Below are 26994 nucleotides of genomic sequence, written 5' to 3' on the forward strand. Positions count from 1 at the left end.
AGAAGGTGGTGCGCCATGACGCCGCTCGTCACCGGAGAAACCGACAGACGGCGGTGTCTCGAGTGTGGCGCCCACGTGCCCACGGACTTCCGGCGGGTGTACGGCGACGAACACGATCGCGCCCACCGGTGCCCAGAGTGTGACACCTGGGTTCGGTTGTTCGAGGGAAGCGCCGCCGGCAAGTCGGTGTCGACGCCGGACGCTCGAGAGTCACCCGGTCGTCACGGCGCCGAAACAGCGAGGTGGTCCGAATGAGGTTCGTTCGGGCTTCGGAGCTGTACAACCCTCGGACGGGCGAACGGATCGCCCACCCCGACGCCGGCGCGAGTGACGAAGAGGTTCGCGCCCAGCTCGAGGAAGAGGGAGATCTCGTCACCGACGGGGGCCGACCGGTGATCCGGGCGGAACGGAGCTGCCGGTTCTGCGGTCGGTCCCTTCGGCGGGAATCGTATCGGTGCTGGTACTTCGGGATCTGCCGGACCTGTTCCCGGCGGTTCTCGGGGGGATCGCGGTGACCGTCGACGAGTTCGTTCACTGTGCGCCCCACGAGGGAGATCTCCACCTGATTTTCCGTGGGCATGGGCTCGATCCCTACTTCGCGATGGATCGGATCCGGAAGGATCACGACGGGTGGACGACCGAGGGGAAGCCGACCGCCACCTGCGAGTTTGACGGTGACACGTGGGCGCTGTGTTACGACTACGACACTGACAACCCACTCGACCCCTGGGAGAACCCCGATTACACGCTCGAGACCGTTCCCGAGTTCCGGTTCTACTTCGTCGCGAAGGACGAGCTCTACGAGGGGGAACGGGCCGACATGAGCAAACGGGTGCGAGGCGGGACGATCACTGTCCGTCCCCGGTGGCCGGGGATGACCGCCGACGGCGATCCGGTTCGGGGCGTTCCGAACCTCGGCGGGCCGTACATCGACGTACAGGTGCAGGCGAGTAACATCGATCACGACCGGTACCTCTCGCTGGCACAACACGTGATCGGCGCCTTCGGCGTGAACACGAAGTATCTCCAGGAACCTCACCAGGTGAGCAACTGGAACGACGCCGCCGTCTACGTCCGGCTGCACCGATCACAGAGCGGTCCCCTGTACGCGGCCGATGGACCCCTCGCACGGATTCACCAACTCCTCGAGGGCGATCGCGAAGGGTACCGCAAGCACGTCGAAGATCACCGGAAGCTCCCCGGCTACTACGTCACCGCTTCGGTCACCGACGATCGGGCGCGCGAACTCGTTCCCGGGCACACGCTCGGGAAGGAAGCCAAGCACTACTACCCGAACGAACCGGAGCAATTCGAGCCGGATCACCCCCTGTACCACCCGAAGCTGGAGGTGTCCTATCAGACGAGTCTCACCGAAGAAACCGTCTACTGGAGCGACACCGAGGATCTGATTCGCGAACTCGAGGAGACGGTTCTAAACCTGTTGGACTGGGCGGAGCTATCGGTTCGGGGCGGTGATCCGTTCGTTCCCGACGAGTACTTCACCGGAGCCGACGGCGATCGACGAACGCGGAAGCTCGTCGATTGCCCGCTGCCGGAGATCGCCGACGCCCAGGAGGCGGCCGTGATGCAGCTGTGGGGCGGGGCGATGGAGAGCGATCGGGCGGTGATCGATTATCTTCTGTCGGACGGTGGCACTGTCTCACCGGAAGAGGCGGCCGAAGAGACGGGGTACTCCTACCGGACGATCCGGAAGGTCGTCGATCGATGTGAGTCGGTGATCAACCACACCTACGGCGAGTTAGAGCTGGCGAGCAAGCACCAGCAGCAACTCCTCTTAAAGCGGGTTCGGGCGGCTGAAGAGAACTTCAAGAGTACGATCGAAGACGCGGCGATGACGGTGGCGGAGGCGGCCGCCGATCGGGCGCGAAGCGCCTGGAGTAAAGTCCGGCAGCGGTACAACATCTCGGTCAAGAAGAACCCGGCCGATTGCCGGAAGCTGTTGGACGTGGGCTACCGGCCGGAGTCACCGACGGAAGCGCGGAAGGTGATCCGGGAGATCAAGCTGGCGTATCTGCGGACCCACGACGACCGCTCGGATACGTACGGGGTTCACGCGCTCCTCGAGCTGGCCGGCGGGCCGGTGAAGCGGTACAAGAACCTGGATGTGACGACGAACCCGCCAGGGAAACACAGCCCGGAGACGCGCGAGATCCGGGAGAAGATCGAACAGGTAGACTGGGAGAAGCACGGATTCACGCCCGTCGATTCCCCCGGCTAGCGGTGGGTTCGGCAGTGGCAACACTATCCTTCCGGGTGAGTTAGACAACTGAAGTACTGCTAACTTCCTTCTGCGATCAAATTGAGTTGAGTATCCGGTGACCGCCGTCGAGGCGATCGTGATCGACGCCGCGAGGAAATCGGAAGGGGGGCTTCCGATTGGTTGTTAGAAGGTGTGGCTAAGGCCACAAGAACAAAACACCCCCCACAGCCTCGCAGTTGTCCGCGCGCCGGAGGCGCGCTCGCGAAAAATTAGGGGGTGTCGAAGATTGGGTTCAACGCTTCCGAACTCGCCAATTTTTGCTTGTTGAGATGTTTGAATTCACGTCTGATAATTAGAGGCGTACTTTTATTCGATAGCTGTTGGGATGCTGTAATATCCACCGCCGAGATACAACAGCTGTGTGCGGTCACAAGTCTGAGAATCTCGGTGGTTGGGGAATAAACAACGGTACAAGACGACGCAAACAGAGAATACAACCATGAAATTGAAAGCGTTTTTCGAAGACAGAGAGGCAGTATCGCCCGTCATCGGAGTGATCCTGATGGTGGCGATCACCGTGATCTTGGCGGCCGTGATCGGCACGTTCGTGCTCGGACTCGGTGATCAGGTCGGTGAGACAGCTCCGAACGCGAACTGGGCTGCGGAAGTTGACGACGAGGACCCTGAAGTGACGTTCACCCACAACGGTGGAGACAGTGTAGAGGCTAACGAACTCTTCGTTAATATCGATAATGACGGTGCTGAGAGCGTGGTGGAGAATAATGATCTTACAGACCCGCCAGAAGAAGATGATGTACTCTCAGCAGGTAGCACGATTGAGGTGACGTCGGCTAGTGAAGAAGTACAACTAATTTGGCAGTCTGGAGATACTTCGTCTGTTCTTAAAACAGTCGAGATTGACGACTCATAACGACTTCTCTTCACTTTTCATTTCTTGGTCAAAACGATCGAGTAAGACCGGAATCTATTACTCAATCAAATACATCACGCTCAACAAAAATCCCCTTTTTGTGTCTTCTCACAGACTCCTTTCCATAGATCTGCGTGAATAACGTGGCAAGATCACCGTGAAATACGTCTGTGCGCCCTTGTTCATAGATTTGAACAATATTTTTAGAGGGACGATCAACTCCGCGTAACCTGAGATAAGTTTCACAGAACGCCTCGTTGCCGTCAACATACTCGCTTTTAAAAAGATACTCTGGAATTACGAGTTCGTTTAAATTACTCCCAACAGGTGCTCCACGAGCAGCAAGTAACCGACCGAATACAGACTGATTTGATCGTGGTTCCACAGTCGGCCCACGCCCATCGCCTCGATCGCGTCGCCGCGAGCCCACGCCCACCGTTTCTAGTTGCGTAACGAGATGGTCGTATTCCCGATCGTTCTGAAAGCTCCAGGTCGGGATGTACGTCGGATCGCTGATCGCCCCGCCAGCAAACACAGCTGCAACGAGCCGCGTCAGTGCGAGGTGAGTTTTCCCCTCGAGTTGGTGCCACCCTCGGGTCACTACTGTGTTCCATCCACGGTAGGCGTCAGGCATCGCGTCGTCTTCGATCCAGGGACGAACACGAGATCGAGGCGCACCGAGCGCAGATGCAACCGCGTAACTCCCTGCGTCTGGGTTTTGGGCGATATATGCTTGAGCGGACTCGTACTGATCGACGAGATCGTGGACACTCGCCTCGCTCGACGTCGAATACGTATCGATGAACCGTTCACGCAATTGGCTTGTGTCCATTGTTCCTTACCAAGACCACTCTAACCTAAGATATGTATTTTTCTCGGAGGATTTCACGCGTGATAACTGGTAGGGAGGATTTATCAGTGAGATCAATGGATACAGAAGTAACCACCACGATGACGGGGGGTTCCTGTTGGGCGAGCCACGAGGTGACGGCGCGTCACACGACGGACGGCTCCTCCCGGCTAGTGGGGGTGGACAAACCATGCAATTGAAAGAGTTTATTGGGGATAGAGAGGCTGTATCGCCCGTCATCGGAGTGATCCTGATGGTGGCGATCACCGTGATCCTTGCGGCCGTGATCGGCACGTTCGTCCTCGGGCTCGGTGATCAAGTCGGTGATACCGCTCCGAACGCGAATTGGGATGCGGAGATAGATGAACCTGCGAACGGCGAATATAATGTAACCTTCTCGCATACAGGAGGTGACTCTGTTGACGCTGAAACCTTGAGTATTGAAGCAGACGATGATGTATTTAGTGGCGATGATGCATACGCGTCTGTTGAAGTATTGAGTGCAGGTGATTCAATTACTAGAGAAATTGATGATGGTGAGGACGGTGAAATTACGTTCAATCTAATATGGGAATCTGGTGATCAATCCACGATTTTGGACACAGAAACTCTTGATGTACCTGAGTGATCCAGATGAATATTAAAGAATTCGTCCAAGACAGAGAGGCTGTATCGCCCGTCATCGGAGTGATCCTGATGGTGGCGATCACCGTGATCCTTGCGGCCGTGATCGGCACGTTCGTCCTCGGGCTCGGTGATCAGGTCGGTGACACCGCTCCGAATTCACAGTTCGACAGTAGTGAAAGTATTGAAGGCGATGTAATCACCGTGACGTTTACACACCAAGGCGGTGATGCGGTTGAGGGTGCAGAGCTCCGAGTGAATCTGGATGCTGATAATGTGAATGAAGAAGACGCGGAGACCGATCTCTCGGTAGATGATGAACGATATTCAGCAGGAAGTTCGTTTGATGTTACGGTCAAAGCAGATGAGGCTAGTGATCCGGTGGAGGGTGAACTCACACTTGTTTGGGACTCTGGAGATCGTTCGTCGATTCTCCATACCCATATCCTTGATGTGAGTGAAGGCGAACTTGAAGAATAGAAATAGATAAACAAGCTTTTCTCTGGTTTCTGTATTCTTCATCAAGATTTGAAGATAGCCCCGAGTTGGATTTTCGCCTGCCGGGTCCCACGGTGATCACCGCCCCCATGCCAGGAGAGTCGAGGAACCTGCGAGCTGTGTGTGAGCTTCATCTCGAGAATGTTCACACCCTTCTCAGTAGCCTTGTAGACGACGAACACGTAGTGCCCGTCTTCCCGCCGTAGCCGCCGGTGATACTTCTCGTACAGTTTGAACGTCCCCGGTTGCCCATCTGAGTGCCGGTACATCGTCGACTTGATTTCGACGGGCCGACCGTGTTCGAACTCGGCGTCCTTCCAGCTCGCCCGCGCCGGCTCGAGATCGTATCGGTCCATCGCCCGCTTCTCGCAGATCGTCCCGTAATGGTTCGCCCGGTGGCTCCGGCTCATGCGCGCCCCTCGCGCGATTTATATATATCCTGTCGGCCGCCGGCCGCCTCCGGGATCGCCAGGCCCATGGCGTCCGGTGGACGCGCCCCGCGCGGCCGCCGGCTATGGGCCAGGGCTGCGTAACCGTTTACCAGCCTGAAACCCGCTCGAGTCACGCGATTACCTCCTCTACTTTGGCAAGCGTTTCGTCGTGCTTTCGCCCTTCGCGATGCTCTTGCCACCGAGAATTCACCCATCCGTGGCTGTACGGAACGAATTTGGCGGTTTCACGGTCCGTCATCCCGGCCTCTTTGCACCGGATCACCGTCCAGATCGCCGTGTCCTTCGCCGCCTGTTCGGGCTCGTACACTTCTTCCGAGCCGGTTTCACTCCAGGACCACTCCGACGCCTCTTCGGTCCGGAAGGTCCAGTCGGTCGGCGGGATCCCTTCAATCTCGAACTGCACGTCCGCCACCTTCCCGCTCCGGATCCGGTCGGCGACGACCGCCTTCTTCTTCGAGGTTTTCTTGACGATCGTCCCGACGCGCCACAGCATCGGGTGAATCGACTTTGGGCCGTGGGCGATGTAGATCAACGCGCCCCCGTACTTCCGGATCTTGTACACCAGCGGGGTCATCTTGGTGGCCGTTTCGTAGCCCTGCTTTCCCCGGCCGGACGCAGCACTCGAGAACTCGTCGCCGATGAACAGCTTCGAGCGTTGGCTGTACTCGAGCGGGTCACCATCTTGCTGTACCCACTCCATCAGCTCGCCGTACGAGCGAATCCACCCGGATCGCACCTCGCCGTCTTCGTCGACCCACTCGGTTTTCTCCTCGAGGCTCCGAATGTTCGTCCCGACGAGTCGGTCCGACGGCTGGTGATCACTCCAGCGTTGCCCGAGCAGTCCCGCGAAGTCGGTCTTTCCGTCTCCCATCTCACCCAGGATCACGATCACCGGCGCCGGACCGGTGATCAGGTCGTCGACCTTCCCGATCGCTTTCAGTCCGGAGATGTCCGGGGGATCTTCCTGGCTGCCCACGTAGTGACGAACGCCGGCGGCGTCCCCCTCGGCAATCGCCTCCGAGAACCCCTCGGTGGCGTGGTGGCTCATCAGGTCGCGGTAGAGCTGTGTCTCCTGGAACGACGGCGGGAACCCCTCGCCGAGCCACCCACGTTGATACGCGCGTTCGTACGCCTGGTGCATCTTCGAGAGGGTCCGTCGGGAACGCTGCCGGGGCACCTCGCCGGCGTGTGCGAGCACGTGCTCGTTCTCTCGGCGGTGGCGGCCGTCCTTCCAGTCCTTCGACTCGGAGGCCGCCCACTCGCCGGAGTCGCCGTCACTGCTCATTGGTCACCTCCGTCGGCGATCGCCGGATCCGGACCGGGAACGTCGCCGGGATCCAGTTCGGCGAACTGGTTGTCGAGTCGGTCGACGTGACTCGTCTCTTCGGTGGACGCAGGAGCGTCGGGGATCTCGTCGGCCGCCTCCTCGAGATCCTCGACGAGTTCGTCCACGCCGACACCCGGGGCGAGTTCCGCCCCTTCGCGTTCGGCGATCATCGCCATGATCGTGAGATCGTGGACCTCGGTGGCTTTCCCGAGAACCGTCGCTTTCAGGCCGGCGAACTGCCGACGAAGATCGTGGTGGTGTTCGTAGTACTCGTCGACGCGCTTCCGGGTGGCGAACGCCTCGGCCGGCGTGAGATCGGCGCGATCGCACCCGCGCACCTCGAGCTGCCCCAGGTCGTCCATCCAGTTGAACCGGGTGACCACGTAGTCGACGCCTTCTTTCGGGGAGAGGGGTTGCGCCCCGATCACGTCGGCATCGTCCCACACGTCCGGCGGGACGTTGTACTTCTCGTACACCTCGCCGTCGCCGGGATCGGCCACGCCGACGGTGACGAACTCGGGGGCGTAGAGCCACTTGACGACCTTCTTCGCCAGGAAGAACGCCGGGAACGCGAGCATGGCAGCCGACGCCGACCCGGCGAGTACAGCCTCGGGTGGTTCGGGGAGCTGCGGGGTCGCCCATATAGCCCACACGCCGGCCGCCAGCGTCATGATCGACAGCGGGATCTTGTACTCGGCGAGCAGGTACACCACCCGATCGCGGTTGCTCGCGAAAGTGGGAAGTGGTTCGCTCACTCTGCCACCTCCGGGGCGTCGTACTCTTTGCGACGGGCGCGCCAGGCGACGGCGACGAACACGAACGCTACCGTGGCGGCGCCGCCGAACCACCCGGCTGCGGGGCTGGTTCGCTCGAACGGGCTCGCCTGCTCGGTGATTCCCGTCGATAGCTTCACGCCGCGCCCCTCCTGGACGCTTTCGCTCGTCGTGAGAGCGACGGCCGCCTCACCGGCGACAGGTTCGACCGGGATCGTGAGTTCGTTCTTGCCCGGCAGGACGCGCTCGCGAATGATCGCGAACGACGTGGCACCTTCGACGGCTTGCGTGGATTCGGTGATCGTGACGTGAGTCGGGTGGTCGGCCTCGAGCGTGATCGTGAACCGGTCGTCGGTGTACTCCCACTCGAGGATTCGAACGTCGCTGTCGAGATGGATCGCGGGAGCCTCTTCGTCGCTGTCGTTCGTGGGCGTGGGCATCGGTGCCTCTCCCTGGGCTGCCACGCCGCCGATCGCGAGCGTCGATACTACCAGCACCGTCACGAGAAAAACAGTAGGTCGCATGGCTATCAGTTTCCGAGCAGGGCGATCGCGAGGGCGATCACGCCGGCGACGACCGCCACACCGGGGATCTCTCCACCCCAGTCGCCGAAGTCTATTCCTCCGCCACCAGCATCGAGTTCGTCACGGATCTCCTCGAGGAGTTCCTGCTGAGATTCGCTCATCTCCTTAAACTCCTCTTCCGTCAGATAGTTTTCGTCATCCTGAGCCTCCTGCTGTGTGAACGTTACTTCGTCCTGCTCCTCGCCGTCCGAGTCCTCGATCTTGTCGATCTCGAAGGTTTCCTGAAGGAGAACCGTCTGGTAATTCGTCTCCTCCTCGTCGGCGTAGTAGTCCACCTTCTCGATCTCTGTGATCGATTCCTCCAGCTCGTCGCCCACGTCGATTGTCCATACGTCGTCTGTCTCGTCGTGTGTCAGTTCGTCGCCGGTGAACTGAACCGTCTCCTCCTCGATGGTTTCGACCACGTACAGGAACGCTTCGTGTGGTTCGTGAGGTTCTTCCGTGAACGTGATCTCGCCGCCGTCCATCCCTGTCTCGTAGTCCAACCAGTCGCCTTCAGCAACGCTCACGTCGTAGGTGAAATACACGTCACCATCGAGAGTATCGGGATCGTAGGATTCGCCTGCCTGAAGGATGTCCTCGCCGGTAAACTGGATCATGCCCGTCATTGTCCAGTTTTTCGACGGGACGGTCACGGTCACGTTTCGATTCACGTCCGTGGGAACGTTTAGCGCAACGAGATCGGCAACAGCCTGCGGGAAGTCCTCTTCGTCGGCGGTGATCTCGGCGATCTCCGAAGGACCCAGCAGTTCCTCAACGTCGATCTCACCGGCTTGGACCTCGCCGTAGATCTCGTCAATCCAAAGAGCAAACCCATCTCTCACATCAGCGAACGTTTCGTCGATCTCCTCGTAAACGTCGTGGAAAATTGGGTCAAAATATTCATCGTAATAGCTACCAGTGTATTCGTCCGAATCGTCTTCAGGAGGAACACACCAGTAAACTATTTCATCACCTTTTCGAGCACACAGGGCCGCTTGATCGGACCGATCATTACCCCAAAAAGTGAATTCAAGGGACGTGCCGTCACCTTCGAATTCTACAAGATCAATGGTTTCACCATTGGGGAGTTCGTGGGGTTCGGTTGTTTTGTTTTCCGCCGCCCAAAGACTCGGATCTTCGACACCGTCATCGGTCCCCTCAACAATCACACCGATGCCATCACCAGTATCACCAGAACTCGCACTTGTTTCGGAGTACCACCTGTCTTGGAGTTGGTAAAACTCGTTTATAGATTCGTTCCACGTTTCGAGAAGGTTTTTCTTTATAGTGGATTCGTATTCATCAAGTTCTATGTCTCCGAGTTCTTTACAGTCCTCTTGTGATTTCCCGTCGTTTATACCCTCTATTGCTGCGAGTTTGGCCTTTGTGTAGGCCGAGTGTTCAACACCATGTATGATGTTTTTATTGTCGATGATGGTGCTTTTGTTAGTGCTTTCGCGGGTGTTTATTATCTGCCAAATCTGTTCCATCAACAGATCATCAGATAGATCGTCGGCAGGCTCGTCACTTCCGAGAATTGAACCTGTCCAATCACGGAGGTACGCAGCCGCGTGGACAGAACCACCGAGCAGCAGTGCAGAGCTTCGGGGTTCGTACCACTCTTTGTCGTCGTTATCGTCGCCTTCCTCGGCGGCAACTCCGCTCGGGGCCGCCCCAACGCCGACCGCAGCGCCCACGCCCACGGCGCCGGCGCGCATGAACTGCCGTCGACTCGCTTCTGTTTCGCTCACGGTAGATCACTCCGTGTAGGCGAGCCAGGTGGCGACGCCGGCGACGAGGAACCACGCGAAGAACGCCAGGATGTCGTTGCTCGCGAGGAGATCGCCGAACGCCGGGATGAACTCGTAGGCGGGCGTCACCAGCAGCGCGAAGACGATCATCCCGTACTCGTACTGTTCGTAGTTGCTGCCGTCCAGCTCGTTGGTGCCGACGATCCAGGCGATCGCACCCACGCTCGCCAGCAGGGCGATCGAAATCTCGCTTCCCCCGACCGTCCACAGCGGTTCGGCGAAGTTGTACCCGCCGAACACGTCGATCGAAAAGCTCCATACACCCAGGACCATGCCAGCGAACACCGGGAGCAGCATCAGCGCCACGATGTCCATGTGGTCGTATTCGTTGTATGCCATAGCGGCGGGTACGCGGGTTCTCCCGACCTCCTTAGTGCTCCGGAAAGGTGCCCTCGAACTACCGTCGAGTGTCCCCGAGAGGTAACTTTAAGTGACATAGGATAGCCGGGGTGGGCGATGGGCTTCAAGAAGCTCGTAGATCGCGACGGCAGCGGAACAGTCACGATCGACAAGCAGCACCTCGAACTCGACGGATTAGTCCGTGAAGACGGAAGTATCTGCGAAGCCGACGCGCACACCCAACGGATCGGCGAGCGCGCGTATCTCGTTCGGTTCCCCGAAGACGGTGAAGTGCCCTCGCTCCTCGAGCTGGTGGGTCGGGCATGATCGGGAAACCCGCTGGAAGGGGGATCTCGAGGCGACCCCACGGGGTTCGACGCGAATGTATTCACAGATCGGGATCTATGCACCTCGCCGTGGGCGTGGGCCGCGAAAGGTGCATCAATTCGATCCGGTTCGGGGTGGGTCCCCGGCGTGATCGTGGCGGTGACCCCCACCTCAGTTATAAGCGATCGGTGGTCCGGTCACCCCGAGATCGACGGGTTCGCGCCCCCGGTACATACGGAGGGGTATAAATGGCGAAGCGAACCAGCCTCAAACTCACCGACGATCGCCAGCGCCAACTCGAGCGGGCGAGCGAGATCGTCGCCAGCGGTCCCGACGACGACCCACCCATGTCGGTGGTGATCGACGCCGCCTTGGCTCACTTGATCGAGTCGAAAGAGAACATTGACGACGCCCGTGACGACCTGGAGCCGACGACGATCCAACGGTTCAATACATCGGTGATAGGGCTTCGGTACCGCACGAGTATCGAAAGCCGGTGGCGATAGGCCACGCTTCTTTCAACACTCCAGGGTGCTGTTCGGCATAGTTGAGAGACAAGTCTACAGATTAGATGTCCAACCCTCTCTGTCTTAAGCATTTTCGACGCTGGATTAAAGTGGTAGGCTACGAGTCATCCAATTAGCCAGCAATCACAGAACGAGCCCCGACGGTATCTTGCCATCGTCCGGATCAAATCTGTGACCTGGTACGACATCCATGAGCGATAAAACCGAACTCCAGCGGAAAATCCTCATCACTGCCTACAATAATCCAACTGCGACTCAGGCAGAAATCGCAAAGAAGTGCAACTGTTCGTCTTCGTACGTGAGTACTGTCCTGAATCGCTATGATCGGTGGGACGCGATGGATGCCCAAATTGAGCAGTTGAATCAAGATCTCGGGTACGCCCCGGACCACTCACTGGGCCCTCAACCGTCAACTCAGCCGGCCTGGAGCAACGACGAATTCCAAGACGTGGAAGGCGTCGACGCAGAAGAGATAGCCGCATTTATTGATGAAACGATAGAGGCATTTCAAACCCTTTCCGGACAAAAAACGGCTATGTCGACAGGGGAAATGGTCGTAGCCCTCGGTCGATTCGCGCTTGTTTTGTTGGTAGTGCTTTTTGCTGTATATCTTTTAGTACCGCTCCTTTTCTGACGTCTCTCCACTCAGTACGTCAGCTTTGTCGGGTGCTGAAGAGTTCAATAGAGCCAGATCGTAAAAGCGGTTTCAGGTTCGTGTTGCTATCTAGACAGTTATCGCGCCGCCAGCAATCAAGAGAACGTTTCCTATTGGTTCAAGTAGAAGCCAGTGATTGGAGATAGGCTCTGGAAGAATCAGTCGATCACATCGGATTAGAGGAAGTGTCTGCTTGGATGCGGTGTGAAGCCTACCCAAGCAGACAGCGAGATAGAGGAAGAGCACCTGCTTAATTTTGTCGTCAACAGCCTCAACGAGGAGCTTGCGATAGACCTTGGTGAGAACGTTGAGGTCACGACAGAGACGTTGTACGAGGTCCTCGCCGGCGCCAGCGCCGGCGGGACCTCGATCAACCACGTCTGCGAAACTACTGACGACTCACCGCACGCCAACACCGTCCGGGGATATCTCACCGATCAGTTCGACCTTGATACTGTCGAGGCGGTCGGAGACATGCTCTTACAACGAGATGTCCTTGAGACCCTGCCGGATCGACCGGTGGAGGTCGTCGCCGACCTCCACCTCGATCCCTACTACGGCGACGAAGACGAGACAGAGGCACTGTACTTCTCGCAGGCGAAACGAGGAACCACAGCGTTTCACGCTTATGCCACGCTCTACGCGCGGGTGCGCAACAAACGCTACACACTGGCGGTTCGTCAGGTGGTTGATGGTGAGACGACCAGCGATGTCCTCGGTGAGTTTCTTGACCTCCTCGACGGCCTTGACCTCGCCGTCAAGGCCGTCTACCTCGATCGCGGATTCTACAACAGCACCTGCCTCAGCCTGCTGTACGCGCACAACTACGCCTACGTCATGCCGATCGTCAAGTGGGGGAAGACGATCCAAGACGAACTCAGCAGAGGATGGAGCCGCGAGATCGAACACGATCTCGCCGGCAAAGTGACGTTCCCCGTGTTCATCGACTGCGTCTACCAGCAAGGACGATACGACGAACAGGGGGTGGCGCGTCACGGCTATGCCGCTGACGCGCCGTTCATCGACACGCCACGAGATGCACGGGAGCACTACAGCAAGCGCTTCGGCATCGAATCGAGCTACCGATTAGCCAAGCAGAGCCTCGCGTTTACCAGTTCTCAGGACGCTGGGCTACGGCTGGTGATGTTTGTGGTGAGTCTGCTGCTCCAGAACAGCTGGCGGTATCTCCACTGGAGGTACGTGGCGGCGCCCCGCCGAGGGGGGCGCCGCCTCTGGAGATGGCCGTTCAGGGAGTTCTGTGAGATGGTACTCCGGGCAGCCTGGACAGCACTTGGCGTCCGTAGAGCTGTCCCAGCGAATCAACCGCTTGATGACCGGTTCTTCCGGTAGCTGTCCCGAATGAGGACAGCGGTCGTGAGTGGCAACGCTGTCGCGTCGGCGGGGATCTGCCGCCGACAGCGACTGGCCAGCACCCAAACTCGGTTGTCGAAAACAGAACTCACCGTCTCAATCCGTTCGAATGCTATCCAGGTGTCGAAGACAGCGATTCAGCGGCTACTGGACAGGGTCGTGACCTCTTCGATGTGATCGACTGAGAATATTTTGAATCTCAATCAATTCGGAAAGACGAAACCATCCCCGTTCAAGCAGAGCATAGGCACCGAGAATAGTGACTAGAAAACCTGCAAACTGAACAACTCTCCGAGTTGATCATATCTCATACTATTCGACAACAATCCCGGTGACTAAATAAATTCATCCGTCTACTTCTAGAACAGATGACTCGACTTCTCCCGAGAGATACCTGCGGCCGAGATCGGTGATTTTGTAGTATCCATCATCGATACGCTCAACTAGTTCTGCCTGGCGGAGTTTTCGAATTCGCTTATTAACGTAGTTTCGGCTGTAATCCGTGTTGAACGCAATGACAGCAGGAGTAAGAACGAGATCGCTTGATTCGAGAGTCTCCAAGATACGGTCATCTCCCTGAGTCATCCATGTAACCCTCGGCCGAGGCATTTCTCGTTTGTACAAATAGCCGTATCATAGAAGTGCCGAATCATCGCGATATTACTAATATTTGGGTGTCTATAGGGATACAGATGATGGACTAAATATAAGTATCCAGGATGTTTCGGAGCCAGTAGCGGAAGCACTCTCGCGGACCCGTCGCTCGCCGATGGGTCCGATCGCAAGCAATAGCGGACCCCGCTGGTGGTGACAGCGGGTCCGCGTGGGCTTCCGTGGGTGAGCACGAAAGCCATGAAGTCAGTCACTCCCGGGGGGCAAAAGTCCCCCGACCGACGGCCGGAATCGAATTCGAATCACTACCCACAGAGACGTTTCCGGAAACTTCTACGAAACGCACGAAATCGCCAAACGGCACCACGATCTCCTCGAACCCGGAAACCCGGAAGCGACCCTCCAAGTCGTATAAGCCAGCCGGTTCTCGCCACGAGTGTGGTCCGAATACAGACTACGATGGGTATTGACGAATCGGTCACCTCCACCCGGCAGGGGGGTTCGACGTGATCCCTGCACGCGCCGCCTGGAGCCTCCTCGCGATCGGGGCGGCCGGCGACGTGATCACCACGCGGGCCGGGCTCGCTGCTGGCGCCCAAGAAGCGAACCCGTTCGTCGAGACGACGGTCGCCACCGCCGGGATCGGCGAACTGGCGACGGTGAAGCTGCTCGCGATCGCCGGCGTCGTACTCGCGTGGGCGTGGGCCGGCGAGATCGACGACGCGCCCCGGAACGTGATCCCCGCCGCGATCGGCGTGGCGTGGCTTGCGATCGCCGCCTGGAACGCGGCCGTTCTCGCGGGAGGGGTGACGTGACGGACGAACTGGAACCACTCTCCCCGGGGCGGGCACTGGAGATGTACCTCGAAGCGAAGCAGGACGAACTGCGGGAGAAGACCCTCTCCGGTCAGAAGTACCGCCTCGAGGCGTTCGTGCAGTGGTGTGACGAGGAGGGTGTCGAGAACCTCAACGAACTCTCCGGACGGGATATGTACGAGTACCGGATCTGGCGGCGGGAGGGTCACGGGGAAGATCGGGAAGAAATCGCCCCGGTGACGCTCCGGGGGCAGCTCGCCACGCTCCGGTCGTTCCTCCGGTTCTGCGAGGAGATCGATGCGGTCACCGAGGGGCTTCGCGAGAAGGTCCCGCTTCCGGTGGTGAGTGACGCCGAGGGAGTGAGTGATACCACGCTCGAACCCGACCGGGCCGAGGCGATACTCGACTACCTGAATCGATTCAACTACGCCTCTCGTCGCCACGTGATGCTGTTGCTGATGTGGCACACCGGCGCGCGAGTCGGTGGAATCCGGGCGCTGGATCTCGACGACTGTGATCTCGCGAGTGATCACCCGGGAGTCGAGTTCGTCCACCGTCCAGAGGTGGACACGCCCTTGAAGAACGGTGAAGGGGGCGAACGCTGGAACGCGATCACGCCGCGAGTCGCCCGGGTGGTGCAAGACTACATCGAAAACAACCGCGAAGAAGTCACCGACGACTACGGCCGTCGCCCCCTGATCACGACGAGTCAGGGCCGGGTGGCGGTGTCGACACTTCGCGATAACCTGTACGCGATCACCCGCCCGTGTTGGCGCACCGGCGCCTGCCCTCACGATCGCGATCTCGAGGAGTGCGAGGCGACGGCGTACGTCCACGCCTCGAAGTGTCCCTCTTCCCGGTCGCCCCACGACGTTCGGAGCGGCCGGGTGACGGCGTATCACCGCCAGGAAGTTCCCCGCCGGGTGGTGAGCGATCGCCTCAACGCGAGCGAGGACGTCCTCGACAAACACTACGATCGGCGGGGTGCTCGAGAGAAGGCCGAACAACGACGCGATTACTTACCGGACCTATGATTCAACACGACGAACTCAGAAAGTTAGCAGCGGGCGCAGAGTTTCCTACCGGCAGGGCCCATCCGGTGTCCCGTTCGATCGTCGCATCTCCTGTCGGTTTCCCCCTGAGAAATCGACCGAACTGCGCCCTCGCGTGGAATCAATTTCCAACCGGCTGGAATGTACCTCACTATTAATATTAATCGTGATAAACTCCACATATGGACATCCTTGTCCCAGTCGACGACTCTGACCCGGCGAAAGCAGCCATGGAATTCGCCTGCACCAACCACCCGAACGCGAACGTCGTGGCGCTGCACGTCGTGAGCCCCCCCGAGATGATCGGGTTGCATGCCCAGGGGGCCGGAGACGCTGTCGGCACGATGGTAGATCGGGGTGAAGAAGCCGCCGAGGAACTCCTGGCAGAGTTTCGGGAACTCGCGGCCGACCACGACGTCGACATCGAGACCGAGGTCATCGTCGGCGAGGTCGACAAATCGATACTCGAGTTCGCCAGGGATTCCGGCGTCGATCAAATCGTCATCGGGAGCCACGGCCGGACGGGATGGAGTCGTATCACGCTCGGTAGCGTGGCCGAATCTGTCGTCCGCAGATCGCCCGTCCCGGTTACGGTCGTTCACCCGCCGGAATCCGCATAGTGACGACGAGCACCGACTTGGGTACTTTTTAAAAACCACCGCGCTGTGCCCCCGTGGGCTGGTGGCTGATGGCTGATGGCTGAGGATCGGTGCTCGGCGCGAAAGCCAAATCGGCGTTTGAGCCTCGGGAAGATTATTGCCGCCGGACGTCTGTCCTGTGAACATGTCCCTCCCTCGCCGCTCGCTACTGGTCGGTGGTGGCGCCGTCCTTTCTGCACTGGCGGGCTGTACCGATCTCGGGTCGGGCGGATCTCACGAGATGGATCTGGTGTTCGTCAACTACACCTCCGAGGTCCGCCGACTCAGGATCGAACTCCTCCGCCATGACGGCGAGGAGTACCGGGACGCGCTCGCGTACGACGAGGAGGTCGAGATCCCATCTGAGGACGAGGATTCGGCCGGCCTCGTCCGCAAATACGACGTGGTTCCGCGACGGCGCTATCTCGTCCGCGTTCTCCTGTGGGGCGGGCGAGGACAGTGGCACCACTACCACTTTTTCCCGGGAGAGTCGACGACGGAACCCGAACAGGAGCGGCTCTTCATCCGAGTGTACCGGGACGACGAGGCCGACGAACTGTACGTTCGATTCACCTGAGGGCCGGGATCTCTTCCGGCTGTCTCTCTGTTCTGCAGTTTAAATACCGAGCCAGTTGTCGTTCTGGATTTCGTATCCGTTGGACCGGCAGAACTTCGCCGCTTGCCGGCGGACCGCCCGGGACCCCGGGAGGATTTCTTCATCGCGAATCCAGTCGACGATCCAGTCGCTGATGGCCTGGATCCCCTCGTCGTCGTCATCGGCGTCGATCGCTTTCAACGCCCGAAACGTCTTCTCGTAGGCTTCGCGCTGGGATTCACTGAGATCCGTGCTCGAAAGCTGCTCGCTGGCCTCCACGACTCGCTTCATGGCCGCGGCAACTGTCGGCCGCTGGACACGCACTCGGAGGGTAGATGGAGAATCGAACGTCAGCGCATCCGTTTCCGGAACGAGTTCTTCGACAGTGTACATGCTGTCGGCTGCTTCGACTTCGCGGTCGCCGATCCTCCCGACGATTTCGGCCCCCGTGGCCGGGAAGTCCAGCGAATCGAGGTCCGAATCGAACTCGGCGAGGGCTGCCGTGTCGATCTCCGGCTCCGTTTCGTCCCACCGTTCAAGTTCAGCAGCAATGTCGCGGACTCGCTGGCGCTTGTCGGCGTTACGGGCCTGTTTTTCTCGGCCGCTCTTGTCGTCTGCCATTTTTAATGGTAGTGTCCCCAGTCGGATAGCTCTGTGGTAGACCTCAACACACCTCCGGTCGTGGAGAATAATCTTATGCCGATATAAAACGAAGGACGCCTATGACACGGTACGAGGCGTCCTTCGAGATCGATTCGAAATCCGATTCTTACGCTGCCAGACGCATCCTGGAGCGAACATATGACACGATTCGAGAGGAGTCTCGGAGCTTTCGCGGCGACTCTGACGCCGCGAGTGCGTTACTCGAAGAGTTCGAAACGCTTCGAGATGCAGTCAAAAAACCGTCGCCGGGACGGCTGGTGATCACCTACGAACAGTACGACGAGGATTTCGACGAGTGACGACTGGACCCTCGCCGACGGCCGTCTCAAAGCTTCGCTGTCACACCGTCGACGACGTCGAATTCTGCGAAGACGATCACGTGATCGCCCGGTTGGATGACGGTCTCCCCGCGTGGGATCACCATCTCCCCATTCCGGGTGATTGCGCCGATCACCACGCCCGCCGGTAGATCAGACATCGACTCCTGGATCGGTCGCCCCGCGAGCACGCTTTCTTCGTCGATCTCGATCTCTAGCACTTCTGCCTTGTCAGTCTCGATGAAGGCGATGTTCTCGGTGTTTCCGCTCTGGGTAAATCGGGTGATCTCCTCGGCGACGACGTTCCTGGGGTTGATCGCCACGTCGACGCCGATCCGCTCGAAGAGGCCGACGTACGAGGACTGATCGATTACGCTTATGGTCCGCTCGATCCCGAGCTCGTCGGCGAGAAGCGATTCAAGTAGGTTCTTTTCGTCGCTGTCCAGCGCCGACACCAGGATGTCGGCGTCGCCGACGTGCTCGCGTTCGAGGAACCCGGCGTCTGTGGCGTCCGAGTGCATCACCAGCGTGTCGGGGAGATTCTCCGCCAGCTTTCTGGCTCGCGTTTCGTCCTCTTCCACCAGCCGGGTCGATAGCCCCTGTTCGTTCAACAGGCGGGCGACGTGATAGCCGATCTCGGATCCACCGGCGATGACGACCTCGGTTGCCTCGTGGCGCATCGCTTCGGGAACGCTGTCGCGGGCGAACTCGTGGACGCTCTGTGAGCTTCCGATCACGACAATCCGATCGCCGACGTCGATCCGCGTCCCGCCGCGGGCGATCTCGACGTCCCCGTTCCGGAGGACCGCCGCGAACGTCAGCGAGTCGTACTGGTCGGCTTCCTCGACCGTTTCGCCGGCGATCGGCGATCCCTCGCAGACGTCGAATTCGGCCATCTGTACGGTTCCATCTGCAAAGAAGTCGGCGGCACGCGCGGTCGGGAGGGCGGCGACACGTGCGATCGACTCCGCCGCTAGTAGGTTCGTCGCGACCATGAAGTCGATTCCGAACGCCTGTTCGGTTCGCCGCCACGTCCGGAGGTACTTGCTGTCCTTGATCCGGGCGACCGTGAACGCATCGGAGATCGCCCTGGCGGTGGCACACGCGACGATGTTGGTCTCGTCGTCGTCGGTCGCCGCGAGAAACATGTCCGCCGATTCGACCTCGGCGTCTTCGAGGGTGTCGACGTCAGTGCAGTCGCCGTGGATCGCAAGGAGGTCCATCGAGTAGTTCAACTCGTCGACCCGATCCTCGCGGATATCCACGACTGTCACGTCGTGGTTGTCACACAACCCCGACGCGATCGCTCCACCGACCTCGCCGGCCCCGACGATGACGATCTTCATCGGTCTGTTCCCATGAATACGCCAGTTCGATCCGCAACGTTCGTTTGATGGGTTCCTGGCATTGTGAGGTTCGGCCGTTCGTGCTATTCCGGATCGTCACCGTGTGGCTTTAGTCCCACGATACTCCCTTATTGGTCGATCGACTTTCCGCCGGGAGTGATCGTTGTGGCGTCAGCCCCATCGTCATAGCCTCCTCTTCCGTTCCGCACGGTGCGTCTTTGAGGCAATAACGGACAATTCGGGGATTCCCGTCCCTTATTTAAGTACCTTCGGGCCGAGGATCGAGTATGCCCACGAACCGCTCGTTCGGACTTCCCTCCGGTCGTGAGGCGCTGCTCGCGCTCGGATTCGTCGTCGGCGTCAACGCCCTCGGTGCGCTTCCGGCGATTCTGTTCGGCTCCGAAACCGGTTGGGTCGACCGGCCGTGGTTCTATCCCCCCGAGATCCTCTTTCCGATCGTCTGGACGCTGCTTTTCACCCTGCTCGGTCTTGCGCTGTATCGGGTATGGCGCCGGGGAACTGGCCGCCGCGACGTGCGGGTCGCGTTCGGTGTTTTCGCCGGCCAGTTCGCGCTCAACCTCGTCTGGACGCCGGTCTTTTTCGGCCTTCAGCGGCCGGATCTGGGGCTGGCGGTGATCGTCGCTCTCTGGATCGGGATCGTCGCCACGATCGCCGCCTTCGACCGTGTCGACCGGGTGGCCGCCGCCCTGGTCGTTCCATATCTGCTGTGGGTGTCGTTTGCGGCGGTTCTCAACTACGCGATCTACGTCGCCTGATCTGGCGATTCCAGTGTACTGGCGGACGGAAAAGCGACACTTATCGGTCGTGGGTACAACTGGGATCTATGGACAAGATTAGGCCGTCGGAGCTCGACCGGCAACTCTCCGCCGGCGAGGACCCGTTTCTCCTGGACATCCGTCGCCGAGACTCGTTTCGGAACGGGAGCATCGACGAGGCACACAACGTCCCGGTGTACAGCGACCTCCAGCGCGGGGACGACTCGACGTTCCGGGATCAGTTGGACGAGATCCCCCGAGACGAGGACGTTGTCGTGATCTGCAAGGCCGGCATCGTTGCGAAAAAGGCGACTGCGATCCTGAACGAGGAAGGGTACGACGCCGCCACGCTCCTGGGTGGGATGAGCGGCTGGAACGGCTACCAGAACGGAACGATCGGCTACAAATTGCGGTCGCTGCTGTGGCGGGCGGTGGGTTGAGGCGGTGGGTTGAGGCGGTGGGTTGAGGCGGTTTATGGACTGCGGGCGAGGCAGTTCGAGGATGTTCTGGTGGGTGTAACGTCTCCGTCTACGGTTTTGTTGTCTCACCACACAACAATATGTGCCGGTATTGCTCAAAATGGCCCCCAGTAGTACGGCTCCCCGACCATTGTCACCGCGTCTCAGACGAACGATTGAAATACCGCGTGCGTCTACCCGCCCCTATGAGCGGACAAGACCCTTTCGGTGCGATCCGCGAGTTCGAGCACGACGGAACCACCTACCGGATGGCGGATTTAACCGCACTCGAGGACGCCGGCCTGTGTGACCTGGAGAAACTGCCGGTCAGTATCCGGGTGTTACTGGAGTCGGTGCTCCGCAACGTCGACGGCGAGGGGATCACCGAGGAGGACGTCCGCAACGCCGCCGCCTGGGAGCCGGACGTCCCCAACGTGGAGGTCCCCTTCCAGCCCTCCCGGGTCGTGCTGCAGGATCTCACGGGCGTCCCCGCGGTCGTCGACCTCGCGGCGCTGCGATCGGCCGCGGATCGAAACGGGATGGATCCCTCCCTCGTCGAGCCCGAGGTGCCCTGCGACCTGGTGATCGACCACAGCGTCCAGGTCGACTACTTCGGCTCCGAGGATGCCTACGAGAAGAACGTCGAACTGGAATACGAGCGCAACGCGGAACGCTACCGGGCGATCAAGTGGGCCCAGAACGCGTTCGACCAGTTCCAGGTCGTCCCGCCGGGGACGGGGATCGTCCACCAGGTGAACCTCGAACACCTCGGCCAGGTCGTCCACGACCGCGAGCGCGACGGCGACCGGTGGCTCGTTCCCGACACCCTCGTCGGCACCGACAGCCACACGCCGATGATCGGGGGTATCGGCGTCGTCGGCTGGGGCGTCGGCGGCATCGAGGCCGAGGCCGCCCTGCTCGGCCAGCCGATCACCATGAAGCTGCCGGAGGTCGTCGGCGTTCGACTCACCGGCGAACTCCCGGAGGGAGCCACCGCGACGGACCTGGTGTTGCACATCACCGAACAGCTCCGCGAGGTCGGCGTTGTCGACCGGTTCGTCGAGTTCTTCGGCCCGGGCGTTTCGAGCCTCACTGTCGCCGACCGGGCTACCATCTCGAACATGGCGCCCGAGCAGGGTTCGACGATCAGCATGTTCCCGGTCGACGAGTCGACGCTCGACTATCTCGAACTCACCGGCCGGGATCCGGACCACATCGAACTGGTCGAAGAGTACCTGAAAGCCCAGGGACTGTTCGGCGAACAGGAACCGGAGTACACCGAGGTCGTCGAGTTCGATCTGGGTGACGTCGAGCCAAGCCTCGCCGGTCACAAGAAGCCCCACGCCCGCATCTCGATGCCCGACATGCGGGATCACTTCACGGACCTCCTCCAGGACGAGGGTGTCGGCGCGGACGCCGGCGGTGATGTGGACGTTGGCGGGGACGTCGGGGCCGGCGGAGATTCGCTGATGGTCGAAAAAGGACTCGACCTCGACGAGCGCGTTTCGGTCGATCTCGAGGACGGCACCACCGCCGAGATCGGTCACGGCAGCGTCGTCGTCAGCGCGATCACCAGCTGTACGAACACCTCGAACCCGTCGGTGATGATCGCCGCCGGGTTGCTGGCGAAAAACGCCGTCGAGGCCGGCCTCGAGGTGCCCGACTACGTCAAGACCAGTCTCGCGCCGGGGAGCCGCGTGGTCACCGAGTACCTCGAAGAGTCGGAACTGCTTCCATATCTCGAGGAGCTGGGCTATCACGTCGTCGGCTACGGCTGTACGACCTGCATCGGCAACGCCGGCCCGCTGCCGGAGGCGATCGAGGCCGCGATCGACGAACACGACCTCTGGACCACGAGCGTCCTCAGCGGCAACCGGAACTTCGAGGCCCGGATCCACCCGAAGATCAAGGCCAACTACCTGGCGAGCCCGCCGCTCGTGGTCGCGTACGGTCTGGCGGGACGGATGGACGTCGACCTCGACGAGGAGCCGATCGGAACCGACGACGACGGCGAACCAGTCTACCTCTCGGACGTCTGGCCGAGCCCGGAGGAAGTAAAGGAGGCGATCCACGACAACGTCGACTCCTCGATGTTCGAGGAGAAGTACGCGGAGGCGTTCGAGGGCGACGAGCGGTGGGAGGCACTCGACGCCCCCACTGGCGACGTCTACGAGTGGGACGAGGAGTCGACGTACATCCGCGAGCCCCCATTCTTCAAGGACTTCCCGCTGGAGAAGCCCGGCGTCTCGAACGTCGAAGATGCTCGGTGTCTGATGCTCCTCGGCGACACTGTCACTACCGACCACATCAGCCCGGCCGGCCCGTTCGGTCCGGACCTCCCGGCTGGCCAGTGGCTGATGGATCACGGTGTCGAGCCCCACGAGTTCAACACCTACGGCTCCCGCCGGGGCAACCACGAGGTGATGATGCGCGGGACGTTCGCGAACGTCCGGATCGAAAACGAAATGCTCGACGGCAAGGAGGGCGGCTACACGATTCACCAGCCCTCCGGTGAAGAGACGACCGTCTTCGAGGCCAGCGAGCGCTACCGCGAGGAGGACACCCCGCTCGTGGTGCTGTCGGGGGAGGAGTTCGGCACCGGCTCCAGCCGCGACTGGGCGGCCAAAGGCACCGACCTGCTGGGTATCCGCGCCACCATCGCCGAGAGCTACGAACGCATCTACCGGGACAACCTGGTCGGGATGGGCGTACTACCGCTGCAGTTCGCCCCCGGTGATTCCTGGGAGTCGCTCGGACTCGACGGTTCGGAGTACTTCCACATCCGCGGGCTCGACGACGGCCTGGAACCCAACGACGAACTCACGGTGGTCGCGGAAAAGGAGGACGGCGACACCGTCGAGTTCCCGGTGACCGCACAGGTCGGGACGCCGGCGGCCGTAAAATACGTCGAACACGGCGGGATCCTCCACTACGTGCTGCGCCGGCTGCTGACCGAGGAGAACTAGGCGGTTCGGTCTCAGTTTTCGACCGTGGTTTCTTTCGGTGCTGCCTCTGCTTCGAAGAGGAACAGGAAAACGATCCCGGCGACGATCATCACCCCTGCGGCAAGCCAGAACCCGCCGAAAAAGGAGACGTGGTCGAAGGTCGCACCGACGACCACGGGCCCGAATATCGCGCCGACTTGCCATGATACAGACCGGAGCGAGAGACTGCCGGCAGCCGAGTCGAAATACTCCCCTTCCTCGACGAACAGCGCCATGCTCGTCGGAAGCCGGAGGCTATCCGCGAATCCGAGGATGGCGTACGCGACAAACAGGAAGAAGAACCCCGGAACGACGACGATCTCCCTGCCGATCCCGGATACGGTCACGGCGGTCAAGAACAGCGATGCGAAGGCCGCAGCCGGGATCATCGCCGTGCCGATCGCGTAGCCAACGGTACCCGCGAAGATGAACCACTCCTCCCTGCCGACGCGGTCCGCCCACGCACCGACGTATCCCTGCGCGAGTCCCTTCGTCAACTTACCTCCAGCGAGAATCCCGCCGATGAGAAACGCGTTCATCCCGAACTCCGTCCGCGCGTAGATCGGGAGGAAGATGATCACCGCCATCTTACCGAAACTGAACGAGAACCGGAAGACGACGAGTGCCAGGATCGCCCGCCGCCTGAGCAACCGGATCAACGACTCGACACCGGTCGCCTCCTCCGGATCCGCGCGCGTCCCCGGATCGTCCCGAAGGAACGCGAACACCATCGCCGTCGATATCACCGTCAAGATGATCAGTACCGTGTAGGTGGTGGTGAATCCGTAGACGAACAGCAGGACGCCACCGACCAGGTCCCCGCCGAGACTCGCGATCGAGCGAACCTGGTTGTACGTCCCGATCCAGAGGCCGCGCTCGGTATCGGGAGCGATCTCGCCGACGACCGCCACCCCGGTGATCCAGAGGATCATCGACCCGACAGCCTGGAAGCCACGGAGGAAGATGACGTGCTCGAGAGCACTGACGAAGATGTATCCAACCAGCAACAGGACGTTGAGTCCGAGTCCGACGAGCAGGTATCGCTTCGAGTTCCCGAGGTCTATCTTCCGGCCCAGTGGAAGCACGAGAACGAGTCTGACGATCGCGTAGGCACTCCCAAACAGCCCTGCCGCGATACCCGACGCCTCGAAGAGATCCGCATAGAGCGCGAGCGCGATGATGATCGTCGCGAAGGCCATCCCACTGACGAACCGGATCGACGCTAACGCGACGAACTCGAGGTCGCGAAACAGGTCGATCGGACTCCGTTCGGAAGCGTTGCTTGCCACTGTCGTAGCACGTTCCGGGGCGAGGGAACGTCGCGGAAGTTCTCCGAGTGGCGGTTTCAATAAGTGGAAAGCGGTCACATTGGCCGAGGAACGGGGCACGGAACTGGGGTCGAACGGAGCCCATCGCTGGAACCCTGTGATGCCGTGCCGGCGTCCAAAAACACTTATCCCGCTCGTCCGGCTTCTCAGTGACATGAGCGAGAGCGACGCCCAGGCAGACGTGACGGTCGTCCTTCCGGACGGATCACAGCTTTCCGTACCGGAGGGATCGACAGTCGAGGACGTCGCCTACGAGATCGGGCCGGGGCTGGGCAGGGACACCGTCGCGGGTGTCGTCGACGGCGAACTGGTCGACAAAGCAGCCGTCGTTCCCGACGGCGCGCGCCTCGAGATCGTCACCGAGGACGCCGATGAGTACCTGCAGGTACTTCGACACACCGCAGCCCACGTGTTCGCACAGGCGCTCCAGCGACTGTATCCGGAGGCGAAACTCGCGATCGGCCCCCCGACCGACGAGGGCTTCTACTACGACGTGACGGGCGTCGACCTCGACGAGGACGACCTCGCGGAGATCGAAGACGAAATGGAGCGGATCGTCGAGGCCGACTACGAACTCCACCGCGTCGAGCGCCCACGCGAGGAGGCGATCGAGGGCTACTCGGACAACCGATTCAAACGCGAGATCCTCGAAGACGAGGCCGCAGACGAGGAGGTCGTCTCCTTTTACGTCCAGGACGACTGGGAGGACCTCTGTCGAGGGCCACACGTCGAGTCGACCGGCGAGGTCGGCGCCGTGACCCTCCTGAACATTTCGTCTGCGTACTGGCGCGGCGACGAGGACAACGAGACGCTCACCCGGGTGTACGGCACAGCGTTCGAGACCGAAAGCGATCTCGAGGGGTATCTCGAGCGGCGCGAGGAGGCCAAAAAGCGCGATCACCGGAAAATCGGCCGGGAGATGAACCTGTTTTCGATCCCGACGGTGACGGGTCCCGGGCTCCCGCTGTATCACCCCAACGGCAAGACCGTGCTCCGTGAACTCGAGGAGTACGCCAACGAACTCAACCGGGATGCCGGCTACGAGGAGGTCGAAACGCCGCACCTGTTCCGCACGGAGCTGTGGAAGAAGTCCGGCCACTACGACAACTACCGGGACGACATGTTCCTGCTGGACGTCAACGACGAGGAGTACGCGCTCAAGCCGATGAACTGTCCGGGCCACGCGACGATCTTCGATCAGAAGTCCTGGTCCTACCGGGAGCTCCCCAAGCAGTACTTCGAGAACGGGAAGGTGTACCGGAAAGAGCAGCGCGGCGAGCTGTCCGGACTCTCGCGGGTGTGGTCGTTCACCATCGACGACGGCCACCTGTTCGTCCGCGAGGACCAGATCGAAGGGGAGGTCCGACAGGTGATGGATCTCATCTTCGAGGTGATCGAGACGTTCGACCTCGAGGTGGAGGTGGCGCTTGCGACCCGGCCGGAGAAGTCGGTCGGCAGCGACGAAATCTGGGACTCTGCGGAGTCACAGCTGCGGGAGGTGCTCGAAACCGACGGCTATGACTACGACCTCGAACCCGGCGACGGCGCCTTCTACGGTCCGAAGATCGACTTCGCGTTCGAGGACGCACTCGGCCGCAGCTGGGACGGGCCGACCGTCCAGCTGGACTTCAACATGCCCGAACGGTTCGATCTCACCTACACGGGCGAGGACAACGCCGAGCACCGCCCGGTGATGATTCACCGGGCGCTGTACGGCAGCTACGAGCGCTTCTTCATGGTGCTCATCGAACACTTCGACGGGAACTTCCCGCTGTGGCTCGCCCCCGAACAGGTCAGAATCCTTCCGGTGAGCGACGAGACGCTCGGCTACGCCCACCGCGTGAAAAACGAACTCGCGGAGGCGGGGTTCCGGGTCGAGGTCGAGGACCGCGACTGGACGGTCGGGCGGAAGATCCGGGCCGGTCACGACGACCGGCTGCCGTACATGCTGGTCGTCGGCCCCGACGAGGAGGAGTCCGGGACCGTTTCCGTGCGGGATCGGTTCGAGCGGGAAAAAGGGGACGTCGAACTGGAAGCGTTCCGCTCACACCTCGAAACCGAACGCGAGGAGAAACGGACCGAACCGGATTTCCTCGCGTGAGCTAGGGGTCGATTGATTTCCCGGGGAGCGCGGTCGG

The 26994-nt window shown here is 60.5% G+C and carries 30 protein-coding genes; 19 read left to right on the forward strand and 11 right to left on the reverse strand.

Features of this window, described 5'->3' with window-relative positions; translation table 11 throughout:
- Window positions 1-15 precede the first annotated feature (15 nt).
- The 4 genes from AArcSl_RS15490 to AArcSl_RS15505 all read left to right on the forward strand — a co-directional run bounded on the left by AArcSl_RS15490 (window position 16) and on the right by AArcSl_RS15505 (window position 3152).
- Complete coding sequence (locus tag AArcSl_RS15490; RefSeq protein WP_119821204.1) at window positions 16-255, forward strand: DUF7563 family protein; 240 nt, start codon at window positions 16-18, stop codon at window positions 253-255.
- Window positions 252-515 (forward strand): hypothetical protein, encoded by a 264-nt coding sequence (locus AArcSl_RS15495; RefSeq protein ID WP_119821206.1) that lies wholly within the window; start codon window positions 252-254, stop codon window positions 513-515. Before AArcSl_RS15490 ends, AArcSl_RS15495 begins: the two co-directional genes overlap by 4 nt.
- Window positions 455-2239 carry a DUF7845 domain-containing protein gene (locus tag AArcSl_RS15500; protein ID WP_245883292.1) on the forward strand — a complete coding sequence of 595 codons (1785 nt, stop codon included), beginning with the start codon at window positions 455-457 and terminating at the stop codon, window positions 2237-2239. Before AArcSl_RS15495 ends, AArcSl_RS15500 begins: the two co-directional genes overlap by 61 nt.
- Before the next feature lie 481 nt (window positions 2240-2720).
- Window positions 2721-3152, forward strand: a complete 432-nt coding sequence (locus AArcSl_RS15505; RefSeq protein WP_119821210.1) for a type IV pilin — start codon at window positions 2721-2723, stop codon at window positions 3150-3152.
- 61 nt (window positions 3153-3213) lie between these two features.
- Here the strand turns inward: AArcSl_RS15505 and AArcSl_RS16715 are convergent, their stop codons facing one another.
- Window positions 3214-3984 (reverse strand): hypothetical protein, encoded by a 771-nt coding sequence (locus tag AArcSl_RS16715; protein ID WP_133412184.1) that lies wholly within the window; start codon window positions 3982-3984, stop codon window positions 3214-3216.
- A 208-nt stretch (window positions 3985-4192) separates the two neighbouring features.
- On the opposite strand from AArcSl_RS16715, the gene AArcSl_RS15510 reads away from it, so the two are divergent.
- Together AArcSl_RS15510 and AArcSl_RS15515 are read left to right on the forward strand one after the other, a co-directional pair.
- Window positions 4193-4630, forward strand: coding sequence for a type IV pilin (locus AArcSl_RS15510; RefSeq protein ID WP_119821212.1), 438 nt, complete (start codon window positions 4193-4195; stop codon window positions 4628-4630).
- Window positions 4631-4635: 5 nt separating this feature from the next.
- Complete coding sequence (locus AArcSl_RS15515) at window positions 4636-5106, forward strand: type IV pilin (RefSeq protein WP_119822041.1); 471 nt, start codon at window positions 4636-4638, stop codon at window positions 5104-5106.
- Window positions 5107-5147: 41 nt separating this feature from the next.
- On the opposite strand, the gene AArcSl_RS15520 is transcribed toward AArcSl_RS15515, so the two are convergent.
- The 6 genes from AArcSl_RS15520 to AArcSl_RS15550 all read right to left on the reverse strand — a co-directional run bounded on the left by AArcSl_RS15520 (window position 5148) and on the right by AArcSl_RS15550 (window position 10392).
- Window positions 5148-5534, reverse strand: a complete 387-nt coding sequence (locus AArcSl_RS15520; protein WP_119821214.1) for a hypothetical protein — start codon at window positions 5532-5534, stop codon at window positions 5148-5150.
- A 151-nt stretch (window positions 5535-5685) separates the two neighbouring features.
- A complete protein-coding gene (locus tag AArcSl_RS15525; RefSeq protein WP_119821216.1) occupies window positions 5686-6861 on the reverse strand; it encodes a hypothetical protein in 1176 nt (391 codons plus the stop codon).
- A complete protein-coding gene (locus AArcSl_RS15530) occupies window positions 6858-7658 on the reverse strand; it encodes a hypothetical protein (protein WP_119821218.1) in 801 nt (266 codons plus the stop codon). The genes AArcSl_RS15525 and AArcSl_RS15530 overlap by 4 nt, the downstream gene beginning before the upstream one ends.
- Complete coding sequence (locus AArcSl_RS15535; RefSeq protein ID WP_133412185.1) at window positions 7655-8200, reverse strand: hypothetical protein; 546 nt, start codon at window positions 8198-8200, stop codon at window positions 7655-7657. Before AArcSl_RS15535 ends, AArcSl_RS15530 begins: the two co-directional genes overlap by 4 nt.
- 5 nt (window positions 8201-8205) lie before the next feature.
- Window positions 8206-9993, reverse strand: a complete 1788-nt coding sequence (locus AArcSl_RS16720; protein WP_133412186.1) for a hypothetical protein — start codon at window positions 9991-9993, stop codon at window positions 8206-8208.
- Between the two features lie 6 nt (window positions 9994-9999).
- A complete protein-coding gene (locus AArcSl_RS15550; RefSeq protein WP_119821226.1) occupies window positions 10000-10392 on the reverse strand; it encodes a hypothetical protein in 393 nt (130 codons plus the stop codon).
- A gap of 117 nt (window positions 10393-10509) precedes the next feature.
- On the opposite strand from AArcSl_RS15550, the gene AArcSl_RS15555 reads away from it, so the two are divergent.
- From AArcSl_RS15555 to AArcSl_RS15570, 4 genes are all read left to right on the forward strand, one after another.
- Window positions 10510-10719 (forward strand): hypothetical protein, encoded by a 210-nt coding sequence (locus tag AArcSl_RS15555; protein WP_119821228.1) that lies wholly within the window; start codon window positions 10510-10512, stop codon window positions 10717-10719.
- Between the two features lie 248 nt (window positions 10720-10967).
- The gene (locus tag AArcSl_RS15560; protein ID WP_119821230.1) at window positions 10968-11225 is read left to right on the forward strand and encodes a DUF7386 family protein; all 258 of its coding nucleotides are present in this window, start codon (window positions 10968-10970) and stop codon (window positions 11223-11225) included.
- Between the two features lie 211 nt (window positions 11226-11436).
- Window positions 11437-11880, forward strand: coding sequence for a MarR family transcriptional regulator (locus AArcSl_RS15565; protein WP_119821232.1), 444 nt, complete (start codon window positions 11437-11439; stop codon window positions 11878-11880).
- Between the two features lie 225 nt (window positions 11881-12105).
- On the forward strand, window positions 12106-13251 hold the full coding sequence (locus AArcSl_RS15570; protein ID WP_119821234.1) for an ISH3 family transposase: 1146 nt from the start codon (window positions 12106-12108) through the stop codon (window positions 13249-13251).
- Window positions 13252-13617: 366 nt separating this feature from the next.
- Here AArcSl_RS15570 and AArcSl_RS15575 read toward each other — a convergent pair whose 3' ends face one another.
- Complete coding sequence (locus AArcSl_RS15575; protein WP_193588478.1) at window positions 13618-13857, reverse strand: helix-turn-helix domain-containing protein; 240 nt, start codon at window positions 13855-13857, stop codon at window positions 13618-13620.
- Window positions 13858-14390: 533 nt separating this feature from the next.
- Between AArcSl_RS15575 and AArcSl_RS15580 the strand changes: the two genes are divergently transcribed.
- The 4 genes from AArcSl_RS15580 to AArcSl_RS15595 all read left to right on the forward strand — a co-directional run bounded on the left by AArcSl_RS15580 (window position 14391) and on the right by AArcSl_RS15595 (window position 16966).
- Window positions 14391-14699 carry a DUF5658 family protein gene (locus AArcSl_RS15580; RefSeq protein WP_119821238.1) on the forward strand — a complete coding sequence of 103 codons (309 nt, stop codon included), beginning with the start codon at window positions 14391-14393 and terminating at the stop codon, window positions 14697-14699.
- A gap of 41 nt (window positions 14700-14740) precedes the next feature.
- Window positions 14741-15733 carry a tyrosine-type recombinase/integrase gene (locus tag AArcSl_RS15585; RefSeq protein ID WP_119822042.1) on the forward strand — a complete coding sequence of 331 codons (993 nt, stop codon included), beginning with the start codon at window positions 14741-14743 and terminating at the stop codon, window positions 15731-15733.
- 200 nt (window positions 15734-15933) lie between these two features.
- Window positions 15934-16371, forward strand: a complete 438-nt coding sequence (locus tag AArcSl_RS15590; protein WP_119821240.1) for a universal stress protein — start codon at window positions 15934-15936, stop codon at window positions 16369-16371.
- 163 nt (window positions 16372-16534) lie between these two features.
- Window positions 16535-16966: a hypothetical protein gene (locus AArcSl_RS15595; RefSeq protein WP_119821242.1), complete on the forward strand. Its 432-nt coding sequence runs from the start codon at window positions 16535-16537 to the stop codon at window positions 16964-16966.
- Window positions 16967-17005: 39 nt separating this feature from the next.
- Here the strand turns inward: AArcSl_RS15595 and AArcSl_RS15600 are convergent, their stop codons facing one another.
- Window positions 17006-17605, reverse strand: a complete 600-nt coding sequence (locus AArcSl_RS15600; RefSeq protein ID WP_119821244.1) for a DUF5789 family protein — start codon at window positions 17603-17605, stop codon at window positions 17006-17008.
- Between the two features lie 101 nt (window positions 17606-17706).
- Here AArcSl_RS15600 and AArcSl_RS15605 point away from each other — a divergent pair, with 101 nt between their 5' ends.
- Entirely contained in the window at window positions 17707-17946 is a 240-nt protein-coding gene (locus AArcSl_RS15605) for a hypothetical protein (protein WP_119821246.1), read from the forward strand.
- A gap of 26 nt (window positions 17947-17972) precedes the next feature.
- Here AArcSl_RS15605 and trkA read toward each other — a convergent pair whose 3' ends face one another.
- Complete coding sequence (trkA, locus tag AArcSl_RS15610; protein WP_119821248.1) at window positions 17973-19310, reverse strand: Trk system potassium transporter TrkA; 1338 nt, start codon at window positions 19308-19310, stop codon at window positions 17973-17975.
- Between the two features lie 287 nt (window positions 19311-19597).
- Here trkA and AArcSl_RS15615 point away from each other — a divergent pair, with 287 nt between their 5' ends.
- The 3 genes from AArcSl_RS15615 to acnA all read left to right on the forward strand — a co-directional run bounded on the left by AArcSl_RS15615 (window position 19598) and on the right by acnA (window position 23510).
- A complete protein-coding gene (locus AArcSl_RS15615; RefSeq protein WP_119821251.1) occupies window positions 19598-20086 on the forward strand; it encodes a TspO/MBR family protein in 489 nt (162 codons plus the stop codon).
- Window positions 20087-20154: 68 nt separating this feature from the next.
- Complete coding sequence (locus tag AArcSl_RS15620; RefSeq protein WP_119821253.1) at window positions 20155-20526, forward strand: rhodanese-like domain-containing protein; 372 nt, start codon at window positions 20155-20157, stop codon at window positions 20524-20526.
- A 224-nt stretch (window positions 20527-20750) separates the two neighbouring features.
- Entirely contained in the window at window positions 20751-23510 is a 2760-nt protein-coding gene (acnA, locus tag AArcSl_RS15625; protein WP_119821255.1) for an aconitate hydratase AcnA, read from the forward strand.
- Between the two features lie 11 nt (window positions 23511-23521).
- On the opposite strand, the gene AArcSl_RS15630 is transcribed toward acnA, so the two are convergent.
- Complete coding sequence (locus AArcSl_RS15630; protein ID WP_217563471.1) at window positions 23522-24817, reverse strand: MFS transporter; 1296 nt, start codon at window positions 24815-24817, stop codon at window positions 23522-23524.
- Between the two features lie 193 nt (window positions 24818-25010).
- Between AArcSl_RS15630 and thrS the strand changes: the two genes are divergently transcribed.
- The gene (gene thrS, locus AArcSl_RS15635; RefSeq protein WP_119821259.1) at window positions 25011-26957 is read left to right on the forward strand and encodes a threonine--tRNA ligase; all 1947 of its coding nucleotides are present in this window, start codon (window positions 25011-25013) and stop codon (window positions 26955-26957) included.
- Window positions 26958-26994: the final 37 nt, after the last annotated feature.

The sequence above is a fragment of the Halalkaliarchaeum desulfuricum genome (genome assembly GCF_002952775.1).
Classification (GTDB): Archaea; Halobacteriota; Halobacteria; order Halobacteriales; family Haloferacaceae; genus Halalkaliarchaeum; species Halalkaliarchaeum desulfuricum.

What these genes read in the sequence shown, in the direction of transcription:
- AArcSl_RS15490 (WP_119821204.1), top strand. Translation starts at nt 16, where the DNA reads ATGACGCCGCTCGTCACCGGAGAAACCGACAGACGGCGGTGTCTCGAG.
- AArcSl_RS15495 (WP_119821206.1), top strand. Translation starts at nt 252, where the DNA reads ATGAGGTTCGTTCGGGCTTCGGAGCTGTACAACCCTCGGACGGGCGAA.
- AArcSl_RS15505 (WP_119821210.1), top strand. Translation starts at nt 2,721, where the DNA reads ATGAAATTGAAAGCGTTTTTCGAAGACAGAGAGGCAGTATCGCCCGTC.
- AArcSl_RS16715 (WP_133412184.1), bottom strand. Translation starts at nt 3,984, where the DNA reads ATGGACACAAGCCAATTGCGTGAACGGTTCATCGATACGTATTCGACG.
- AArcSl_RS15510 (WP_119821212.1), top strand. Translation starts at nt 4,193, where the DNA reads ATGCAATTGAAAGAGTTTATTGGGGATAGAGAGGCTGTATCGCCCGTC.
- AArcSl_RS15515 (WP_119822041.1), top strand. Translation starts at nt 4,636, where the DNA reads ATGAATATTAAAGAATTCGTCCAAGACAGAGAGGCTGTATCGCCCGTC.
- AArcSl_RS15520 (WP_119821214.1), bottom strand. Translation starts at nt 5,534, where the DNA reads ATGAGCCGGAGCCACCGGGCGAACCATTACGGGACGATCTGCGAGAAG.
- AArcSl_RS15525 (WP_119821216.1), bottom strand. Translation starts at nt 6,861, where the DNA reads ATGAGCAGTGACGGCGACTCCGGCGAGTGGGCGGCCTCCGAGTCGAAG.
- AArcSl_RS15535 (WP_133412185.1), bottom strand. Translation starts at nt 8,200, where the DNA reads ATGCGACCTACTGTTTTTCTCGTGACGGTGCTGGTAGTATCGACGCTC.
- AArcSl_RS15550 (WP_119821226.1), bottom strand. Translation starts at nt 10,392, where the DNA reads ATGGCATACAACGAATACGACCACATGGACATCGTGGCGCTGATGCTG.
- AArcSl_RS15555 (WP_119821228.1), top strand. Translation starts at nt 10,510, where the DNA reads ATGGGCTTCAAGAAGCTCGTAGATCGCGACGGCAGCGGAACAGTCACG.
- AArcSl_RS15560 (WP_119821230.1), top strand. Translation starts at nt 10,968, where the DNA reads ATGGCGAAGCGAACCAGCCTCAAACTCACCGACGATCGCCAGCGCCAA.
- AArcSl_RS15565 (WP_119821232.1), top strand. Translation starts at nt 11,437, where the DNA reads ATGAGCGATAAAACCGAACTCCAGCGGAAAATCCTCATCACTGCCTAC.
- AArcSl_RS15575 (WP_193588478.1), bottom strand. Translation starts at nt 13,857, where the DNA reads ATGACTCAGGGAGATGACCGTATCTTGGAGACTCTCGAATCAAGCGAT.
- AArcSl_RS15585 (WP_119822042.1), top strand. Translation starts at nt 14,741, where the DNA reads ATGTACCTCGAAGCGAAGCAGGACGAACTGCGGGAGAAGACCCTCTCC.
- AArcSl_RS15590 (WP_119821240.1), top strand. Translation starts at nt 15,934, where the DNA reads ATGGACATCCTTGTCCCAGTCGACGACTCTGACCCGGCGAAAGCAGCC.
- AArcSl_RS15595 (WP_119821242.1), top strand. Translation starts at nt 16,535, where the DNA reads ATGTCCCTCCCTCGCCGCTCGCTACTGGTCGGTGGTGGCGCCGTCCTT.
- AArcSl_RS15600 (WP_119821244.1), bottom strand. Translation starts at nt 17,605, where the DNA reads ATGGCAGACGACAAGAGCGGCCGAGAAAAACAGGCCCGTAACGCCGAC.
- AArcSl_RS15605 (WP_119821246.1), top strand. Translation starts at nt 17,707, where the DNA reads ATGACACGGTACGAGGCGTCCTTCGAGATCGATTCGAAATCCGATTCT.
- trkA (WP_119821248.1), bottom strand. Translation starts at nt 19,310, where the DNA reads ATGAAGATCGTCATCGTCGGGGCCGGCGAGGTCGGTGGAGCGATCGCG.
- AArcSl_RS15615 (WP_119821251.1), top strand. Translation starts at nt 19,598, where the DNA reads ATGCCCACGAACCGCTCGTTCGGACTTCCCTCCGGTCGTGAGGCGCTG.
- AArcSl_RS15620 (WP_119821253.1), top strand. Translation starts at nt 20,155, where the DNA reads ATGGACAAGATTAGGCCGTCGGAGCTCGACCGGCAACTCTCCGCCGGC.
- acnA (WP_119821255.1), top strand. Translation starts at nt 20,751, where the DNA reads ATGAGCGGACAAGACCCTTTCGGTGCGATCCGCGAGTTCGAGCACGAC.
- thrS (WP_119821259.1), top strand. Translation starts at nt 25,011, where the DNA reads ATGAGCGAGAGCGACGCCCAGGCAGACGTGACGGTCGTCCTTCCGGAC.